Source organism: Rhodococcus ruber NBRC 15591 (assembly GCF_001894945.1).
GTDB lineage: Bacteria > Actinomycetota > Actinomycetes > Mycobacteriales > Mycobacteriaceae > Rhodococcus > Rhodococcus ruber.
Genome location: NZ_BCXE01000001.1, coordinates 473,503 through 492,081, shown reverse-complemented (window position 1 = coordinate 492,081; position 18,579 = coordinate 473,503). Strand labels below are relative to the sequence as shown.

14 protein-coding genes and 1 pseudogene are annotated in these 18,579 nt (G+C 64.0%); 8 read left to right on the top strand and 7 right to left on the bottom strand.

Annotated elements, in window-relative coordinates; genetic code table 11:
* Positions 1-208: 208 nt before the first annotated feature.
* The 6 genes and pseudogenes from RR3_RS02155 to RR3_RS02130 form a co-directional block, all read right to left on the bottom strand.
* Positions 209-847, bottom strand: a complete 639-nt coding sequence (locus tag RR3_RS02155; protein WP_064066746.1) for an isochorismatase family protein — start codon at positions 845-847, stop codon at positions 209-211.
* A complete protein-coding gene (locus RR3_RS02150) occupies positions 844-2,331 on the bottom strand; it encodes an MFS transporter (protein WP_064066747.1) in 1,488 nt (495 codons plus the stop codon). The genes RR3_RS02155 and RR3_RS02150 overlap by 4 nt, the downstream gene beginning before the upstream one ends.
* Positions 2,324-3,976, bottom strand: a complete 1,653-nt coding sequence (locus tag RR3_RS02145; RefSeq protein ID WP_072786311.1) for an amidase — start codon at positions 3,974-3,976, stop codon at positions 2,324-2,326. The genes RR3_RS02150 and RR3_RS02145 overlap by 8 nt, the downstream gene beginning before the upstream one ends.
* Entirely contained in the window at positions 3,973-4,941 is a 969-nt protein-coding gene (locus tag RR3_RS02140) for a carbon-nitrogen hydrolase family protein (protein ID WP_072786309.1), read from the bottom strand. The genes RR3_RS02145 and RR3_RS02140 overlap by 4 nt, the downstream gene beginning before the upstream one ends.
* Positions 4,942-5,014: 73 nt before the next feature.
* On the bottom strand, positions 5,015-6,100 hold the full coding sequence (rutA, locus tag RR3_RS02135; protein WP_064066783.1) for a pyrimidine utilization protein A: 1,086 nt from the start codon (positions 6,098-6,100) through the stop codon (positions 5,015-5,017).
* A gap of 127 nt (positions 6,101-6,227) precedes the next feature.
* Positions 6,228-7,280: pseudogene (locus RR3_RS02130) on the bottom strand (LacI family DNA-binding transcriptional regulator).
* An 845-nt stretch (positions 7,281-8,125) separates the two neighbouring features.
* On the opposite strand from RR3_RS02130, the gene RR3_RS02125 reads away from it, so the two are divergent.
* From RR3_RS02125 to RR3_RS24600, 5 genes are read left to right on the top strand one after another with little or no spacing between them, the layout of a single operon-like run.
* A complete protein-coding gene (locus tag RR3_RS02125) occupies positions 8,126-10,183 on the top strand; it encodes a sigma factor-like helix-turn-helix DNA-binding protein (RefSeq protein ID WP_072786308.1) in 2,058 nt (685 codons plus the stop codon).
* Positions 10,180-12,318 carry a DEAD/DEAH box helicase family protein gene (locus RR3_RS02120; protein WP_064065949.1) on the top strand — a complete coding sequence of 713 codons (2,139 nt, stop codon included), beginning with the start codon at positions 10,180-10,182 and terminating at the stop codon, positions 12,316-12,318. Before RR3_RS02125 ends, RR3_RS02120 begins: the two co-directional genes overlap by 4 nt.
* 23 nt (positions 12,319-12,341) lie before the next feature.
* The gene (locus RR3_RS24795) at positions 12,342-12,506 is read left to right on the top strand and encodes a hypothetical protein (protein ID WP_156525154.1); all 165 of its coding nucleotides are present in this window, start codon (positions 12,342-12,344) and stop codon (positions 12,504-12,506) included.
* Positions 12,503-14,560, top strand: coding sequence for an AAA family ATPase (locus tag RR3_RS02115; protein WP_064065950.1), 2,058 nt, complete (start codon positions 12,503-12,505; stop codon positions 14,558-14,560). The genes RR3_RS24795 and RR3_RS02115 overlap by 4 nt, the downstream gene beginning before the upstream one ends.
* The gene (locus tag RR3_RS24600; RefSeq protein WP_139278872.1) at positions 14,557-15,024 is read left to right on the top strand and encodes a DNA phosphorothioation-associated 4-like protein; all 468 of its coding nucleotides are present in this window, start codon (positions 14,557-14,559) and stop codon (positions 15,022-15,024) included. The genes RR3_RS02115 and RR3_RS24600 overlap by 4 nt, the downstream gene beginning before the upstream one ends.
* Positions 15,025-15,597: 573 nt before the next feature.
* On the opposite strand, the gene RR3_RS24595 is transcribed toward RR3_RS24600, so the two are convergent.
* Positions 15,598-16,788 (bottom strand): hypothetical protein, encoded by a 1,191-nt coding sequence (locus RR3_RS24595; RefSeq protein ID WP_139278871.1) that lies wholly within the window; start codon positions 16,786-16,788, stop codon positions 15,598-15,600.
* A 96-nt stretch (positions 16,789-16,884) separates the two neighbouring features.
* Between RR3_RS24595 and RR3_RS02105 the strand changes: the two genes are divergently transcribed.
* The 3 genes from RR3_RS02105 to RR3_RS02100 all read left to right on the top strand — a co-directional run bounded on the left by RR3_RS02105 (position 16,885) and on the right by RR3_RS02100 (position 18,328).
* Positions 16,885-17,526, top strand: coding sequence for a 3'-5' exonuclease family protein (locus RR3_RS02105; RefSeq protein ID WP_159105349.1), 642 nt, complete (start codon positions 16,885-16,887; stop codon positions 17,524-17,526).
* A gap of 279 nt (positions 17,527-17,805) precedes the next feature.
* Positions 17,806-17,988: a hypothetical protein gene (locus tag RR3_RS24590; RefSeq protein WP_139278870.1), complete on the top strand. Its 183-nt coding sequence runs from the start codon at positions 17,806-17,808 to the stop codon at positions 17,986-17,988.
* A 109-nt stretch (positions 17,989-18,097) separates the two neighbouring features.
* The gene (locus RR3_RS02100; protein ID WP_072786302.1) at positions 18,098-18,328 is read left to right on the top strand and encodes a transposase family protein; all 231 of its coding nucleotides are present in this window, start codon (positions 18,098-18,100) and stop codon (positions 18,326-18,328) included.
* Positions 18,329-18,579: the final 251 nt, after the last annotated feature.

Below are 18,579 nucleotides of genomic sequence, written 5' to 3'. Positions count from 1 at the left end.
AATTCTCCTGGAGGGGAAGCGGAGGTTCGACGAGAGGCGGGATTCGACGAGAGGCGGGGGCGCGTCGTTGCGGGGCCGGCCGATACGGTCGATGACTTCGAATGTATCGGGTGCCGTGTTGCGGCCGGCAACACCGTTGGTTCGTTCGTGTTAACTGCCGTGCGGCTTCGCCGCCCGTGCGCGTTTCTGGTAGCCAGAACTACCGGAATCACGCACGGGCGAGGTAGGACTGGGCGCGGGTCAGCGGCCAGACCTCGGCCATCTTCTGCTGCATGTCGAACAGGTTCGAGTGGTGGATGGCCGGATCCCGGTCGCCCACGGCGTCTTCCACGACGATGGGAATGTAGCCGTGCTGCATCGCGTCCAGCGTCGTCGCGCGCACGCAGCCGCTCGTGGACAGGCCCGCGATGAGGACGGTGTCCACCCCGAGCGACGTCAGGTACGAGTTCAGCGACGTGCCGAAGAACGCGCTCGCGTATTTCTTGGTCACGAGCAGCTCGGCGCACGTCGGCTCGAGGCCGTCGATGAGCTCCCCGTACGGGCTGCCCTCGCAGAACGCGACGAGCGTGCCCGACTTCTTGAAGAACACCCCGGCGTCGGCACCGTCGGCGCGCAGCCGCACCTCGGTGATCACGACGGGGATGCCGGCGGCGCGGGCGTCGGCGAGCAGCGTGCGCATCGCCGCGACGTTCTCCTCCACCCCGGCGTAGAGCGGGCAGTCCGGGTCGATGTAGGCGCGGGCCGGGTCGACGACGATCAGGGCCGGGCGGGTGCCGGGCTGAAGCTCCTGCCCGAAGCCGGCGCGGGCGTAGTCGGCCGCCTGGGTGGTGCGGTCGGCGAGGGTCATGCGATGTCCTTCAGGGTCGTGACGGGTTCGAGGGGACGCACGGCGGCGGGCACGGTGACCTGCCGCCGCGGGAAGGCCAGGCACACCGCGACGCCCGCGGCGGCGACGACGGTGAGCGCGAGACCCACCGCGCGGACGTTGTCGACGAACCGCGCGAGTTCGGCGCTGCCGAGCGAGCCGAGGGTGCCGCCGTACGCGGCCTGCCGCGCGGTGGCGCTGAGCCCGACGGTCGCGACGGCCAGCGCCAGCGCGGTGCTGAGCAGGTAGCCGACGTTCTGCAGCGTCGAGCGCAGCCCGTTGGCGATCCCGCGACGTTCCGCGGGCGCGGTGAGCATCAGCGCGCTGGTGCTCGGGGTCATGAACAGGCCGGTGCCGCAGCCGAGGACGAACAGGAACGGCGCCGTCGCCCCCAGCGAGCCGCCGTCGGGCGAGAGCATCAGGGTGACGCCGAGCAGCCCGACGGCGTTGAGCGCCATGCCCGTTGCGGTCAGCGTGCGCGGGGTGAAGCGCAGCATGAGCGAGCCCGCGGCGGCGGCCGCGACGACGGTGCCCACCGCGACGGGCATCACCAGCAGCCCGGCCGCGACGGCCGAGATCCCGCCCACCGCCTGCCCGTACAGCGACACGAGCAGCGTCACCGCGTAGGTGGCGACGGCGTTGACGAGCACCGCGACGAGGACGAGCGCGATACCGCGGTTGCGGAACAGCGTCAGGTCCACCAGCGGATGGGCGCGACGGATCTGTACCCCCGCGAACACCGCGCCGAGCACCAGGCTCGCCGCGCCGCACACCCACGGCAACCCCGGCGACGACGTCACCCCCGGCGTCAGCGCCAGCACGACGGCGGTCAACAGCGCCGTCGACAGCACGGCGCCGGCCAGGTCGAACGGCTCACGCTCGACGCGCCGGCGGGTGCCGCGCGGGATCACCAGCAGCGACGACGCGATCGCGAGCACTCCCACCGGCAGCACGACGACGAACAGCCCGCGCCAGCCGAACGCGGCCGTTGCGGCACCGCCGATCACCGGCCCGACGACCTGCGCGACGGCCGCGACGGTCGCGTTCCAGCCGAGGGCACGGCCCAGGCTGTGCGGCGGGAACGTGTCGGTGAGCAGCGCCGTGTTGTTGGTGACGACGGCCGCCGCCCCGACGCCCTGCAGCACCCGCGCCGCGATCAGCCATCCGGCGGTCGGCGCGAGCATGCACAGGCCGGTCGCGATCGTGAACACCGCCAGCCCCGCCAGATACAGCGGGCGCCGGCCGACGATGTCGGCGAGCCGGCCGAACACGAGGATCAGCGCGGTGGTGACGAGCATGTAGCCCAGCAGGATCCACGTCGACTGCGCCGCCGAGGCACCCAGCTCGCGGGTGACGGTGGGCAGCGCGACGGTGAGGCCGCTGATGCTGAGGAAGACCGCGACCACGCCGATGCTGGTGGCCGCGAACACCCGCCACGGATGGTGCCGTGCGGCAACGCTATCCATCGGTGCGACGATCGTGGATGTCGGTGACGGCCTGCAGTGCCTGCGCCAGGCGCAGGCACGTGTCGTCGGCCCACGGCCGGCCCACGATCTGCACGCCGACGGGCAGCCCGCCGACGAAACCGGCCGGGGCCATCACCGCGGGCAGGCCGAGGTAGTCGAACAGGCCGGTGTTGCGGCCGACGATCGACTGCATCGGGTGGCGCACGCCGTCGATCTCGACGGTGACGTCGGACAGCCGCGCGGCCGTCGCCCCGATGCCCGGCGTGACGAACGCGTCGATCCCGGCGACGTCGAACGCCTGCACCGTCGCACGCTGGGCGCCGGCACGGCGCCGCAGCGAACGCAGGTAGTCCACCGCCGACGGCACCAGCCCGCGCGCGATGCGCACCTGGGTGCCGATGTCGTACTGCGCGAACCGCCCCAGGGCGCCCTCCTGGTTGGCGGCGAGCTCGCAGGTGAGCACGATGGTGACGTCGTCGTGGAGGCGGTGGGCGTCGGGGATGTCGACGGGCACCACCTCGGCGCCCAGGCCCCGCAGCGCGGCGACGGCCGCCTCCCACGCGGCCAGCACGCCCGCGTCGCACAGCTTGGTGAACCACGTGGTGGGGACGCCGAGCCGCACCCCGGCCAGCGACGGCGCGCCGGGGGTACCGGGGTCGGCGAGACCGGCCTGCACCTGCCGCGCCACCGCGTCGGGGGCCGCGGCGGGGTCGAGGCCGTCGGGTCCGGCGAGGACGTCGAGGACGACGCGCAGGTCGGCAGCGGAGCGAGCCATCGGCCCGATGTGGTCGAGGGTCCACGACAGCGACGCGACACCGGTGCGCGGGACGAGCCCGTAGGTGGGCTTGATGCCGGTGAGGTTGCACAGGGCGCTGGGCACGCGGATCGAGCCGCCGGTGTCGGTGCCGAGGGCGAGCGGGACGAGGCGCGCGGCGAGGGCGCCGGCCGAGCCGGTGGACGAGCCGCCGGTCCAGCGGCTGCGGTCCCACGGGTTGGTGACGGCGCCGTAGCGGGCGTTGTGCGGGGCGCCGCACGCGAATTCGGTGGTCGCGGTGATCAGGACGGGGATGGCCCCGGCGGCGCGCAGCCGGGCGACGGCCGTCGCGTCGGTGCCGGCGATGCGGTCGCCGGTGGTGTGCGAGCCCGCGGTGACGGGCGCGCCGGCAACGTCGACGATGCCCTTGACGCCGAAGAAGACGCCCTCGAGCGGCCGCACGGTGCCGTCACGCCAGCGACGATCGGAGTCGGCGGCGGCCTCGTCGGCACCGTCGACGACGGCGAGGATTGCCCCACCGACGAGCGCCGGGTCGGCCCAGCGGGCGCGCAGCGCGGCAAGCACCGCGGTGGGCGTGGTGGTGCCGGCGGCGTAGGCGGCGAGCAGATCGAGCACGCCGAGGTCGTGCAGCGCCGTGCCGGTGCGCGGGGTGTATTCCGGGGCGGGGAGGGGCGGGACCGGGACGTGGCTCGCGGCGAGCAGCGCGACGGAGTGGGCAGGCTCGGCGGCCGGCGCGTGGGCGGCGGGCGGCAGCGGCGTGAGGCGGGAGGCGTCGAGCAGCGGCGTCATGTCGGCGCGGGCCTGCGGCAGCAGGTCGTCGACGGTGGTGGCCGCGGCGGCGGTGAGGTCGGGATAGTCGGTGGTGGTCACCCGCTCACCTCCAACGGCAGGGCACTCGGCCGGGGTAGCGGCGCGGGCCGGACGGTGCCGGCGGTGAGGTCGGCGAGCAGGCGCAGCACGTCTGGGCGACGGTCGCGGGCCAGCGGGAAGGCCGCGCGCACGGCCGGGACGGCGTCGAGGTCGAGGGTGAAGCGTAGCGTCTCCCCCGCGCGGTGCGCGGGGGCCTGCGCGACGATCTCGCCGTTCGGGGCGATGACGCACGAGAGGCCGAAGTAGTCGACGGTCACGCCGTTAAGGGTTTCCGGCCCGGCCCGGTTGGCGGCGACGATCCACATCTGCGATTCGAGGGCGCGGGTCTGCAGCTCGGCGAGGAACAGGTCTTCGCGGGTGCCGAGGGACGAGACGATCGCGAGCATGACCTCGGCTCCCAATGCGCGGGCGACGGCCCAGTATTCGGGGAAGGTGCGGTCGTAGCAGATCACGCAGCCGAAGCGGGTGCCGAACAGGTCGGCGGTGGCCGGGGCCTGGCCGGGCGCGAAGTGGTACTTCTCGTCGATGTCGACGTCGCCGACCTTGCTCGCGGGCAGCGACAGCTTGCGGTAGGCGGGCACTGCGCCGCCGTCGGGGGTGCGCCAGGTGACGACCTCACCCGCGGGGTCAACAAGCACGACGGAGTTGTGGGTGACGTCGTGCGCGGTGCGCTCGTACATGCCGAAGGCGATGGCGCAGCCGAGTTCGCGGGCGAGGTCGCCGAACAGCGTGGTGGCCTCGCCGGGGACGGTCTGCGCCCAGGGGGTGCGGTCGACGTCGTGGCTGGTGCAGAAGTAGGGGGTGGTGATCAGTTCGGGCAGCACCACCAGGTCGGGGACGGCGCCGGTCGCGTCGGGTGCGGCGGCGGTGCGGACGAGGGCGGCGAGCCGGGCCAGGTTGCCGAGGAGGTCCTCGGTGAGTTCGCCGGCCTGGACGATCGCGACGTCGAGGGTGCGCGGATGCAAGAGGGAACCTCCGGGTGTGGGGTGGCGGGTGGGGGCGCGGATCGGGGCACGCGCCCCCACCCGCCGCTCGGGGTCAGGCGGCTTCGGCCTGAACGGTGGTGCGGCTCTTCATCAACGGCTGGATGCGGGTGCCGAAGTTCTCGATGCCCTCGACGAAGTCGTCGAAGGTGAGCATGATGCCCTTGATGCCCTCGATCTCGGCGACCTCGTCGAGCATCTTCGCGACGGTCTCGTACGAGCCGACGAGGGTGCCCATGTTGAAGTTCACCGCGCCCTCGGGCAGGGAGATGGTCTTGGCGGTCGAGACGTCGTCGGCGGTGGCGTCGGCGGCGGACTGGTCGGTCATGTAGCCGAGGGCGGCGAGGTCGGCGTTGTCGTGGTAGTCCTGCCACTTCTCCTGTGCCGCTTCGTCGGTCTCGTCGGCGATGATCATGAACAGCGTCAGGGCGCCGACGTCGCGGCCCGTCTTGTTCGCCGCCTCGACGAGGGTGGCGGTGGCGTCGGAGATCGCGGTGGGCGTGTTGATGCCCGTGCCCATGATGAAGTTGTAATCGGCCATCTCGGAGGCGAACTTCATGCCGCTCTTGGACTGTCCGGCCGCGACGATCGGCACGGCGCCGCCGGTGGGGCTCGGCGAGAGGACGCACTCGTCCATCGTGTAGTGCTCGCCCTTGAAGTTGCTGACGCCGTCGGCCCACAACTGCCGCATGACGGTCACGTACTCGGTGGCCTGCTGGTAGCGGTAGCCGAAGTACTCCTCGCCCGGCCACAGGCCCATCTGCGTGTATTCGTTCGGCGCCCAACCGGTCACGATGTTGACGCCGAAGCGGCCGGGGGCGATCGAGTCGATGGTCGACGCCATGCGGGCGACCATGGCCGGCGGGAGGGTGAGGATGGGGGTGGAGGCGAACAGCTTGATCTTCTCGGTGACGGCGGCGAGGCCGGCCATGAGGGTGAACGACTCGAGGTTGTGGTCCCAGAACTCGGTCTCGCCGCCGAAGCCCTTGAGCTTGATCATCGACAGGGCGAAGTCGAGGCCGTGCTTCTCGGCCTTCTGCACGATCGTCTTGTTGAGTTCGAACGATGGCATGTACTGCGGGGCGCTCTTGGAGATGAGCCAGCCGTTGTTGCCGATGGGGATGAAGACGCCGATTTCCATGTCGCTCCTGAAGCTGCGGGGATTCGATGAAGCGGTGGGGCAACACTGCCCTGCTCGCTATGACTTCGAATGTATGCAGGAGTTATTGCCGGATCGGAGCCCGTGGGTGACGGACTTGTTGCCCCGGTTAACGATCTTTGACGGACTGCGCACGTCCCAGGTGGCCGACGGGGGCCGCACTCCCCCGCTGCACCCATTCCACGGCGAAGTTCCGGTGCACCGGCGCGCCCGCCGCGCCGTCGATCCGCGCGAGCAGCAGTTCGGCGGCGGCCGAGGCCATGTCCTCGAGGGGCTGGCGCACCGTCGTCAGGTCGAACATCGACCAGCCCGACGCGTCGAGGTCGTTGTAGCCGACGATCGACACGTCGTCGGGCACGAGCAGGCCCAGGCGCTTGGTGGCGTCGAGGGTGCCGAAGGCCATGTAGTCCGTCGCGCAGAATACGGCCGTCGGCCGGTCCGGCCGGCTCAGCAGTTCCATGCCGCCCTCGAAACCGGTCCTCGCGTCCACCGCGCCGCGGTGGACGAGCGTCCCGTCCAGCGAGACGCCGTGCCTTTCGAGCCCCTCCCGGAAGCCGGTCTCACGCAGCTTCACGCTCGGGTTCTCCAACGGGCCCGAGATCAGCCCGATGCGCCGGTGCCCCATCTCGATCAGGTGGTCGGCGACGAGCCGGCCCCCGCCGACGTTGTCCGAGGTCACCCGGTCCACCCGGCCGGCCTAGCTGCCGTCGACGTCGCGGTTGAGGATCACCAGCGGGATCTTCCAGTCGATCATCTCCGACACGATCGGCGAGTCCAGCCGCGCCGAGATGAACACGACCCCGTCCACCAGCCCGCCGCGCAGTGCCAGGATGTCCTTCTCCAACGACCCCTCGGTCCGGTCGCTCATCAGCAGCACCCGGTAGTCGTGCTGCGCGAACCGGTCCTGCAGCGTATTCACGAGCGTCGGATACGACGGGTTCCGCAGGTCACCGCTGACCACCGCGATCGACGATGATCGCCGCGTGATCAGGCTCCGGGCCGTGATGTGCGGGACGTAGCCCATCTCCTTCGCCAGGGCCTGGATGCGCTCGCGGGTCTCCTCGATGACGCGCGGGTCGCCGCGCAGGGCGCGGGACACCGTCGACTGCGACACGCCCGCGGCGCGTGCGACGTCGTAGCTGGTGACCGACTTGTTGCCCACAAGCGGATTCTAGGTATACGGCAGCCGCCACTGACGGGTCACCGGTGTTCGCCAGCGCGGCAGGCGACGCTCCGCAGGTCGTTCGCCTCGCGGTAGATGGAACTCGAACGTCCTGCCTTCCACCGACCTGGTCTACCCGACCGGTCTTGCCGTGAGCCCCAGCAATGCCGTTACGATGTCTTATCTCGAAGACGGCAGCGACACATCGACGAGCCATGTCGTACACCACTCAGCCGGTGCCCGAATTGGCGAGTAGCCACAGCAGCTGGTAGCTGAATACGCCCTCCCGCCCCCATCAACACCGATCCCCCTCCGGCCCGAGCACACCCTCCGCGACGAGCGAGGGGCAACCGTAGAATTTCGCGTTTCCCGCCGTTGAGCAGTGCAGATCTACCAACTGCAACGAAGGAGGCCACGAACACGAAAGGGTGCGCAACCTTGCTCTGCGTGGCAGGCGAAGCTCTGGCGCCCCCGCCAGCTCGAAAACACCCCGTCATTTCGGCCGATTACCCAAGCACCCTGCGAATCTACGACTCGGTTCGCGCTGCATCCGTAACGAAACAGACGGTCGAAGGAATAAGTCTATTGACCAGAGGTTCGCTACCCCGCCTGCTCGCGAGCATCGGTCGTCGTGTTCCGATGGAGAGGTACCGGTTGTGGCCAGGGGTGAGGAGAACAGTGTGTCGGGGTCGGTAGGTAACCCGGATACAGCAACGTGGTTAGACGTCTTTCCTTGGCTCGTGTCGACGGCTGATCCTTCTTTAGGACCGTGGTGGAACCAGCCTGCCTCCGGACCGGACGTGTCCAAGCGTCATCGACATCTTGAGGCAGTTGCGGAAATCGCCATGTCTCAGCTCTCGCGCTGGACAATCGCACAGTTGTTTCCGACGGCTGGCACCGGTGTGTCCCTGGACACTTTGGGTCTGCCGCCACGAGGGTTGAACATGTTCACCAGGCGGGGGTATCGCACAGTCGAAGACATCGCTGGTCTGTCGGTCGAGGAGATTCTCGACTGGAGAAACTTCGGCGCTGCCACCGTTTCCACAGTCCTCGAAATCCTCGCCGACCAAGCCATTGCGGACGCCATGGCGCCCGAGCCCGGCACCGAGGACGAGAACGTACTTCGCGTATCGGCCACCGAAAGCAATGCACAGGACTCCAGGGAACCTGTCGTCGAGGCGTCGACCATCGACGATCTCCGAGTCGTCGCACAGTGGCTGGCCCTCGTAGGGCTTCCCGACAGCCCATTGCTTACACAAACCCTCCCAATCGGCACACCTCAGAGTGTTGTGCGCGCAAGAAAGCGGCTGGAGGTTCTGACAAGTAGCGGCGTTCTGGGCGCAGAGGGGGCACCGGACGCAGCAAGCATCTTGGATCGGTCGATCCGGAGGCTCGATGACCGAGCCGTCGGCATTCTTCGCGATCGGATGTTCGCCGACTCACCACTCACCCTCGATGCGATCGGGTCGAAGCTCAGAGTGACACGCGAGAGAGTTCGACAGGTCGAATCCAAGGCGCGCAGTGCACTCCTTGCCGAATTGGGCGACGCCGACGGAGGTCCACTGGCGTCGTTGGTCGAGGCCGCACAACGCACGATTCACGATGTGCTTCCCCTCGCGGCATTCCTCGAGGAGATTCCCTCGTTGAAGAACACCGTCGACACTGTCCAGCAACCCGCCTGGCGAGTACTCGACCGGCTCGATGATTCATATGAAATCGAGGACGGCTGGTGCGCCTCCCCGACGGTCGAGGCCGCCAGGACTGCAACCGCTACGCAGATCGAGGAATTCGTCGACAGCTATGGAGTAGCCCCCTTGGCCTCGCTCGACTTCATCGACATAGAGCCGGAGGAACGCAAACGCGCGATCACCGCCGAATGGCTCGCTTACTGCGGCTACCTGATCGATGGTGGCCATGTGTTCACGCGGATACAGTCAGTACAGGACTACGCGGCATCGATCTTGTCGGTTGCCGGCTCCCCTCTCTCATCTGACGACATCGTCGCTAGGTTTGCTGTGGAGCGTAGTGTTCGGTCACTGCGAAACGCCCTGGCAAAGGACGATCGATTCACACGAGTCGACCGCGACCGATGGGGACTCAGCGAATGGGGCCTGGACACATATTCGGATATCCGCTCACTGATCAGAGAAGAGCTGGCCAACAGTGGCGGACGTGTGGCCCTCGATCCCTTGGTAGAGAAAATCACCAGCAATTACTCGGTTTCCCCCAGCAGTGTTGTCGCGTACGCCTCTTCCGCCCCCTTCGGGACGGACGACGGAATGGTGCAGTTGGCATCCAGCCCTCGTGAGGTACGAAAAACGCCCTATCAAACCCGCCGAATGTTCCGCCGTCCGAAAGGATGGTCGATTCGCGTGAAGGTCACCAAAGACCATCTCCGCGGAAGCGGCTCGGTAGCTCCCACCGCGGTTGCGGCAATCCTCGATTTACAGCCGGGACAGACCCTGCAGCTCGATTCGCCGCTCGGGCCACAGATGGTGGCCTGGACAGGGATTCAACCGAGCTTCGGCACAATCCGCCGTTTCTTGCTGGACCGCGATATCGCTGCGGGGGCTGACGTATTCCTGATCATCAACGATGATCGGACCTTCGCCGTCGAGGAAGCGCGCGAACCGATAGGCGAACCTCTCACGGATGCGCTTGCGCTCATCGGCGCCGCGCCACAATCTACTCCTTCCGACAGCTATAAAACCCTTTGCGCTGCAATCGGTATTCCGGAGTCTTCCGGAATTGCCTCCCTCATAGGCACATATCGTGAGCGTGGTGACACAGATATATCGGAACTCTTGCTTACGTCACGCGATACGCTCAAGACTGCGGAGACCGAACCACCTCACCTCGACGTCGGATCCGCCGATGTCGACGACATCCTGGATCTGCTGTGACCCACGAAGCCAGCCGTGGGCTTCGCTCCCTTGGACTCGAGGACCGCTACCGAAGTGACCGTGAAGACGTCGTTGCTCGCTTCTACGTGCAGGCATTCAGTGCGGCAACAACCTACAGTCGCGCCGTAGGCTATTTCACGTCGACGAGCCTGGCACTCTACGCGCGCGGGATAGAGCGATTCGTCGCACGTGGCGGTTCGATGCGGCTCATCGCCTCGCCGCATCTTGACGAAGGCGATATCGCGGATATTTCGCACGGCTATTCGGTCCGAGACGTCGTCGCTCGCGCAACGATCCGTGAACTCGAAGGGATCGAGAACGACCGAGTTCTGGACGGACTGGGGCAAGTCGGCCGGCTGATCGCCGACGGCCATCTCGACGTCAAACTCGCCTTCGTTGTCCGAGACGACCGAATCGGCATCTACCACGAGAAGATCGGCGTGTTCCGTGACGAGTACGGTGATCTCGTCGCATTTACCGGGAGTAGCAACGAGACGTTGGGTGGTCTCGTGGCAAACTTCGAGTCCGTTGAGGTGTACCGCGGTTGGACCCAGAGCGATGGTGCCCGCGCGCTTCGGCTCGAATCAGATTTCGATGACCTTTGGGAAGACCGGACGCCATTTCTCAGCGTCGAGCCGTTTCCCGATGTCGCTCGGGATCGGCTCATTCAAATCGGACGTGAACGTCCGAGTGCCATCCTCCCGGAACGCGACGACGTCCTCGAAGAACGTCCGAAGGTGGTCGCGGATCCGAGACGATTGGCTCCCCCGACCGCATTGACTCCTCGGGAGTATCAACGTTCTGCCGTCGAGGCGTGGCTGCGCAACCGCGGTCGTGGCATTCTCGCCATGGCCACCGGTACAGGAAAAACGAAGACCGCTCTCTTCGCTGCGACTGCTGTCGGAAACGTACTGCGTGAACGGGAGCAGCCGCTGGTCTTGCTCATCCTTGCACCGTTGCAACACCTCGTCGATCAGTGGGTCACCGATGTCGAAGCTTTCGGCGTTACACCCGTCCCCGTCTATGAGTCCAGCAACAGGTGGGTTCCACGCGTCGAGGACCAGATCGGCCAGGCTCGGCTCGGACAGCGACCGATTGTTGTCTTGATCGCGACCAACGCATCGTTCTCCGGGCCGAAGTTCCAGGAGATTTTGGGCCGGCTGCCGCTTCCACTGATGGTGATCGCTGACGAGGCGCACAACCTCGGTTCCACTCGGTACAGTGCCGCACTCCCCGCCAATGCCACTTTCCGACTCGGACTGTCTGCGACACCCGAGCGATGGCACGACGAGATTGGCACCAAAGCGCTGTTCGATTACTTCGGTCCCGTCGTGTACGAGTTGGACCTCGGCGAAGCCATCACCATGGGTGCGCTGTGCCGGTACACCTACCATCCGCGCCTGGTCGAACTCGACGACCAGGAGACAGAGCTCTACACCGAACTAACAGCAAAGATTGCGCGGTGCATCGCTGCGGGTGACAGTCCGGATGACGCCGATCCGAACTCGCCGCTCGGATATCTACTCCGTGAACGCGCGGGCGTGACCGGCCACGCAGCCGGCAAGCTTGCAGCTCTTCGCACCGATTTGGCAGCTCACCGCCATTCCTGGTTTCAGCTCATCTACTGTGCAGAAGGACGACGGCCGACGCCGCAGGGCGACGAGCGCGGCCCGAATCAATTGGTGGACGTAATGAAGATGGTGGGGCACGAACTCGGAATTTCCGCCCACCAGTACATTTCTCAAACCTCGCGTGCCGAGCGGAAAGTTCTACTGCGTCGTTTCGGTTCCGGCGACGACCTCCAAGCGCTCGTCGCAATGCGATGTCTGGACGAAGGCGTCGACATACCCGATGCCCAGGTCGGCTATCTCTTGGCCAGCAGCAGCAATCCACGACAATTCGTCCAGCGGCGTGGCCGATTGCTTCGTCGTGCTGACGGTAAGGACCACGCTGAGATCTTCGACTATCTTGCCGTGCCGAAGCCTGGGGCACCGATCAACTTCGAGGTCGAGCGAGCGCTACTTATTCGGGAGATTGAACGCGCAAACGAGTTCGGGAAGCTCTCCGAGAACTATAGGGAGACGCTTGATACCTTACGCCCGCTCCGCGACCACTATCACTTGATGGACCTCTAGAAGCCACGCTGGAAGGAACGATGATGACCGAACGCACCCGCACCGAGAAGGATGTGATCGGTGCGCTCTCCGACGAAGAGAGAGCTCTGCTCAAACGAGTTCTCGAGATCGAGCGCGCCAAGCTGCACCTGAGTGCCTATGACGGAACCGAGGACATCCTCGATGCAGTGAAGGGAATTATTCCGTGAAGCTCCAGTCGATCACGCTCGAGAACTTCCGTCAGTTTGCAGGGTATCAGAGTTTCGGTCTCGAATCAGACAACACCCGGCCGGTGACGCTGATATTTGGCGCCAACGGATCCGGCAAGACTACCCTTCTAAATGCGTTCACGTGGGCCCTCTACGGGGGATTGTCAGACGACGTAGAGCAGCAAGAGCGCCTCGTAACCGACGCAATCTGGCGCTCGACCTCTATTGGCGAGTCCGTCGTCGTGTCCGTCGAAGTCAAGTTCTCTCATGAAGATAAGAGTTACCGGCTCCTCCGTTCAGCGACGCTGAGGAAGGAGTCCGACCACCAGCAGCGTGCTGTCCCCGTTGTGCAGCTTTGGGCAACAACGCCCGATGGGGCATCCGAGGAAATCAAAGCGCCTCAAGAGATGATCTACACAATCCTGCCGCGTGGCGTCAGCCGGTTCTTCTTCTTCAATGGCGAACGCATCGAGAACCTCGTCAAGAAAGATGCGTACGCGGAAGTTCAGAAAGACATCAAAGTCCTTCTCGATCTCGAGCAGGTCGAGCGCGCGCTCACCCATCTCCCGAAGGTTGATCGCAAGCTTTCTGCCGACCTACGTAAGAACGGCGGTGAGCGAGCGGGACAGATTCAGGAGGAGATCGACAAGCTCAATGATCAGCAGGACGAAGCACACGAGCGGCGAATCGTCCTTGAAAGCGAAGTCGCCTCGCTGAACGCCGAACGTGAACGGGTGCTCGAGCTGCTTCGCGAGAATGCGGACGCCGCACCGATCCAACAACGACGCGATCAGGTAGAACAGGAGCTCGTCGACGCGCGGCGTGCATACGAAATCGCGGTGACCGAACGCGCGACTCTAATTGCAACTCGCGGATTCCTGGCATTTACGGATGCACTCGCTTGGGACACCAAGGAGATGGCCGAAGACCTGTATCGGCGCGGTGCGCTCCCCGCGCCTCTCAAGCGTGAGTTTGTGGACGACCTCCTAGAGAAGAAGGTATGCATTTGCGGAGCCGAGCTCACTGAGGGCTCCGACTCGTGGAGGCATGTCCAGAGCTGGCGGCAACAAGCCGGTCTTCAAGCTGTCGAAACTGCGTGGCAGAAGCTCTCCGGCAATATCGATGAACTGGAATCGACCCGAAAATCGCTGCGTAGTGACTTGTCGGGCATCGCGAAGCGCATCGGCGACGAACACGACCGGGTGGATCGTCTGATTGCCGAAAAGTCCGAACTCGACGGCAAGCTGCGTGACAGTAGGCGCGAGGATGTTCAGGGACTCGAGAGCAAGCACATGGAACTCCTGGACATGATTCGCGCGAAAGAGCAACAGATCGGATCGGCCAAGAGCGAGATCGATAGGCTCGCCAAAGACATCGAGGCCAAAACCCGTGAACGGTCGAAGGCCGAAGTCACGGACGAACTCGCACTGAAAGCGCGTGCCCGACTCGATCTCGTTCAGTCGGTGAAGAAGGCGCTCACCGAGATTCTCGAGATCCGCGCTAGAGATATGCGGAATCGACTCGACAAGGAGCTCAAGGCGGTCTTTGCGACCATCACACACCAAAGTCATGTGCCGACGCTGACCGAAAAGTTCGAGCTGACACTTCACAAGACGGTCAATGGAGTCGAACTTCCCGTGCCGAAGTCGACTGGTGAGAATCAGATCCTCAGTCTCAGTTTCGTTGCCGCCGTCTCGAAATTGGCCCGCGAGATCCGGACCGAACGTCGTGCCGAAGAGCAGACGAGTATCGACGCCGGCACTTACCCCATCGTGATGGACGCTGCATTCGGTTCACTGGATGAGGACTACCAGGAAGCTGTCGCGCGCGCACTCGCCAAGATGGCACCTCAGCTTGTGGTCCTGGTTAGTAAGAGCCAGGGTATGGGCACGGTGATCACCGAACTGATGCCGTACGTCAGCAATCTAGGGGTACTTGAGACTCATACAACGGCTCAAGGTGATGTCGCCGACGACATTGAGATAAACGGCACGACGTACCCCTACATCCGCGCTTCCGACACTGATCGCACTGAATTGAAGGTGATCCTGTGACCACACCCGCCGACGTTCGAGCCCGCCGTCCCCAGCAACACGAACGCCTCATGCTCGAACTGCAACAGGAAGGCAAGTTTCCGGCCTTCCGAGACATCTTGCTATTCGCGGCTGCGGTTGGATTTACTCAGGGTCGACGAGTGTCATTCACCGCTGTCGCTGGTGACCCAATTCGTTACGACACACTTGTGGGTCCGTCCTTTGCCGACACACTCGTCAGTATGATAGCCGCGAACGAGGTCGGAAACGACCCTGAAGTTATGGATGACGCGCGCCTCCAGGAACGCGTCACAATATTTGAGGAATATGCAAACGGTGGACTTGAGTATATTCAGGAACTAGTGAACACGAGGAAGCAACCTCCTGCACTAATCGTATCCGAACTCGTGACCTGCGCGCTCACCGATAACAGCGCGCCGGCAGATGTGGCCGTTGAAGATCTGTTAGGCGGAGTCACTTGGTGAATAACAGACCTCTCGATCGATAGATTGACCCGAAGCCCACTGCTCGAACTGCAGCAATCGGACAATGATCGGTCAGGCGGATGTCGGCCCTGACCAATTCATAATCTGATTGCTGCGGTTTCGGCCAACGGTAGTTCGAAGGCTACGGAGTCCTCGACTACATGAATACCGGCGGCCTCATTGGCCACAGGCACCCTGGATAAGCAGCTCGTCGACGCTGCGCTCGACGGTCTGAAGGCACGAATGTGATCGAGTATCTCACCAACGACCAGGCAGGTGTTTCGCTCCCAAGCTAGCAGCGGGTCGGCCATAAATACAACGACCGCGCCGGCAAGCACAACACTGTGACGCCCGTCGAACTCGACCTTCCCTACAATTTGTCGACGTTTAACCGCCGAACATTGCTTGAGCTACGAGCGCACGATCGGAGTCGAGCTGGGCGAGCAGGGCCATTTCACCCCCTACTCGCCTGCTCTCGGTGACGCAGGCGCCGAACGCGCGATGTGCCGTGCATTGGAAGGCGTCTCTAATGCCGGTTTGGTGGTGAACGCTGGACCGGCCGGCCGCGCGCTGTTATCCGTCTTGAGAAAGTACCCAGGATCCGTCATCCGGTTCTTCGACGAGTCCCACGATCGCTCTCCTGTTTAGTTCAAGCCAGGTGGACTGATCCCGGAAAGATCTGAGCAGTTGAACCTCATGTTTTCGGACCGTAAGTATCAAAGTAGCGATTCCAGCAAATGCGCCCCAGAACAGTACCGTCCAAGGAGAACGGTCCTGCAGAACTGCAAGGCTTGCCGCGCCGCCTAACGCTGGGGCCACGAGAGCGAAGTCGATCAACATTCGTTGCGCTGGGTAGAATTGCGGACGTTCAGAGTCTTTGCATTTAAGAACGCGTAACACCGGGGTACGGATAGTCGATTTAGCGATCGTATTTGTGTTGAAATTCCCTGACGGGGGCCCCATTTCGAAGAATGCCCACAGAATCATACTGATAGCACAAAGCAGTAGACCCAGGGCGCTTAGCCCCCAGGAGGGCTGAGCTACAAGGAACCAACCGATCAGTTGAGCGGCAGAGATGACCAGGGCGCCGAGCATCGTTCCCTTGACGGCATCCCCGAGCTCTTTCCAATACGGTGTTGCGCCGTGCCGCGCTATTGAAGCCTTCGCATGATTCCGTTCAGCCAGAACACCAGCGATTAGTACGAAGAATAGACACACCGATACCGAGGGCATGTATGACCAGTTTATGGTAAAAGGGGCAGGGTTTCCGTGTGAAATTGCGAATCCGACAGCTGGTCCAAACGCAAGGGCAAGCATCATTAAAAAGCGGACATCGAAGTAGAGCTTGAACATACTCCCGAAAAAATAGACTCGGCGATGAAGTTCAGCAGGTAGGTGTGTGTCGGTGAGCAAGAAATAGATCGACCGATCGCGATCAATGAGCAATTGTTTCTGACTACCTGAAGCCGATCGTAGGATCCGTTGCAACGTAGCGGCTGGCATCTCGTAACCGTTCTTCGGATCGCCCTCTGCATGGAGGCGCGTGCGAACCGGTAAGTCCGTCACGTAGATTAGGAACCCGAAGGCCAGAGCGACAAAGACGAATGAGAAGCCGGTCAACGCGTCGATGAGGGGCGCTGCCGGCCCCCCTGCGTACATGACGCCCGAGCCGGTCGCCAGCCTCAGTATGAGATTGAGGACGACCGCTGCGACGGCCCCGGGCAGAAAGATCCGCAATGTCTCGTAGAGACCAAAGCCTGTCATACGTCTCCTACTCCTTAGTGCAATCGACCGGCGCAGTTGCGTGGATCGGAGGCGATGGTATGCCAGTTCGTCAGAGGCTCGGTGTTCACTAGAGCCATGAAGAAGATCGATCCCCTGGCCAGTACTGTTGTAGTACGGGACGGCGACCTGTCGTCGTCCTTTCTTGCTGCTGCTCGCCAATGCGGGCGAGTAACCATCGATACCGAGACGACTGGGCTTAGCCCTAAGATCGACGGTCTGTGTACGGTGCAGCTTCACGTCCCTGGCGTAGGCACCGAGATCGTCAGGGTCGATCCGACGCTACAGCCGACGCGCCTACTGCAGGTGTTGGCTGCTGAGGAGATCGTGAAGGGGTTTCACCATGCAGTCTTCGATCTGGGGTTTCTGCGGCATACCTTTCAGTCGAAGGCAAGGTCTGTCGTGTGCTCTAAGGTGGCTGCGAAGATCCTGTGGCCACACGACAAGGACCGTCAGTCTCTGGCGGGACTGGCCCACTTACTGCTGGGCGTCGTTCTGGACAAGACTCCTCGCTTATCCGACTGGTCTCAACCTGAGTTAACCAAGACTCAAGTCCACTACGCGGCTGTGGATGTGGAAATTCTCCCTCCCATCCTGGATGAGCTGGACAGGCTTCTGTCTGAGCGTCAGTTACGTGAGCTAGCTGTAGCCTGTTGGCACCATATTCCAGCTCACGTCGAGCTCTTAGAACACAACTTGGGCGACGTGTTCACCTACTGAGCGAGCGACAAACCAAGCCACTAGAGGCCGCTTGCGAGGCACCTAACGTGGGGCGGGCGTCGATCGCTGCGTGGTGTCTAGAGGCCTTATGTCGTCAGCCGACAGTACCCCAGCGGCCCGGCAAAGTCGTTGACGAACGGTTGTGACCTGTAGTTTCAGTGAGCGCTGGCGCGGTGACGGGGTGGTCGAGAGCGGGCACGGTCGCTGCTGTGATGATTCAAGCTCCTACACAATCGTCACCGACAGGAACGAACCGTGCCCGCTGCTCCATCTTCACCCATGTACGTCGCTGTGTCCGACAGCAGGTCCGATCTCGCTGCCTCCGAACTGCCCGGCCTCGGACTTCTCGACGTGCTCGCCGCGGTGTCCGATCTCAGCCGTCGCCGTGGTATCCGTCATCTGATGGCGCTCATTGAAAATGGATCTGGCGCACTTTCCGTGAAGGCGACAGCACGCCGCTGATCAGCAGGAATCTGCGGTAGACCAAGATCATCTCGGTGTGACCTCGCGCCCCTGACAGCTCTCCTACCGCACCTGAACGACATCGTCATCGACGCCATTCGCCTGATCGATGCCACGATCGGCGATCACGGCCCATCCACGAGGCAACGAGGGACAGTGTCCGAAGTGCGGCACCGCCTCGAGTCGGGTGCACTCACGGTATCGACGCCGGCCCGCCGACGCGACCATCGGGGCGCATCGGGTCGCCCTCGATCTCATGGTCCGCAGGTTCTTCTGCGACGACGACATTTGTAGTGCATCTCATGGTCCGCAGGTTCTTCTGCGACGACGACATTTGTAGTGCAACAACATTCGCTGAGCAGGTGCCCGGACCGACACAGCCCTGGGCACGGCGAACTCAGGGCGATTCATTGGGACCGCGCCATCGGCGAAGGGCACGAGGACCGAATCGGCATCGCCGCTGTCGAACGGTCGGAGGACCAGTCCACTCGATATGCGCAGCTTCTCGGGCCAAACCACGACCCAACAACGCTCGGGTCCACGCTCGGTCTTTGGCCACCACGGTCAGGAACGTCCCTGGGTTGGTGACCC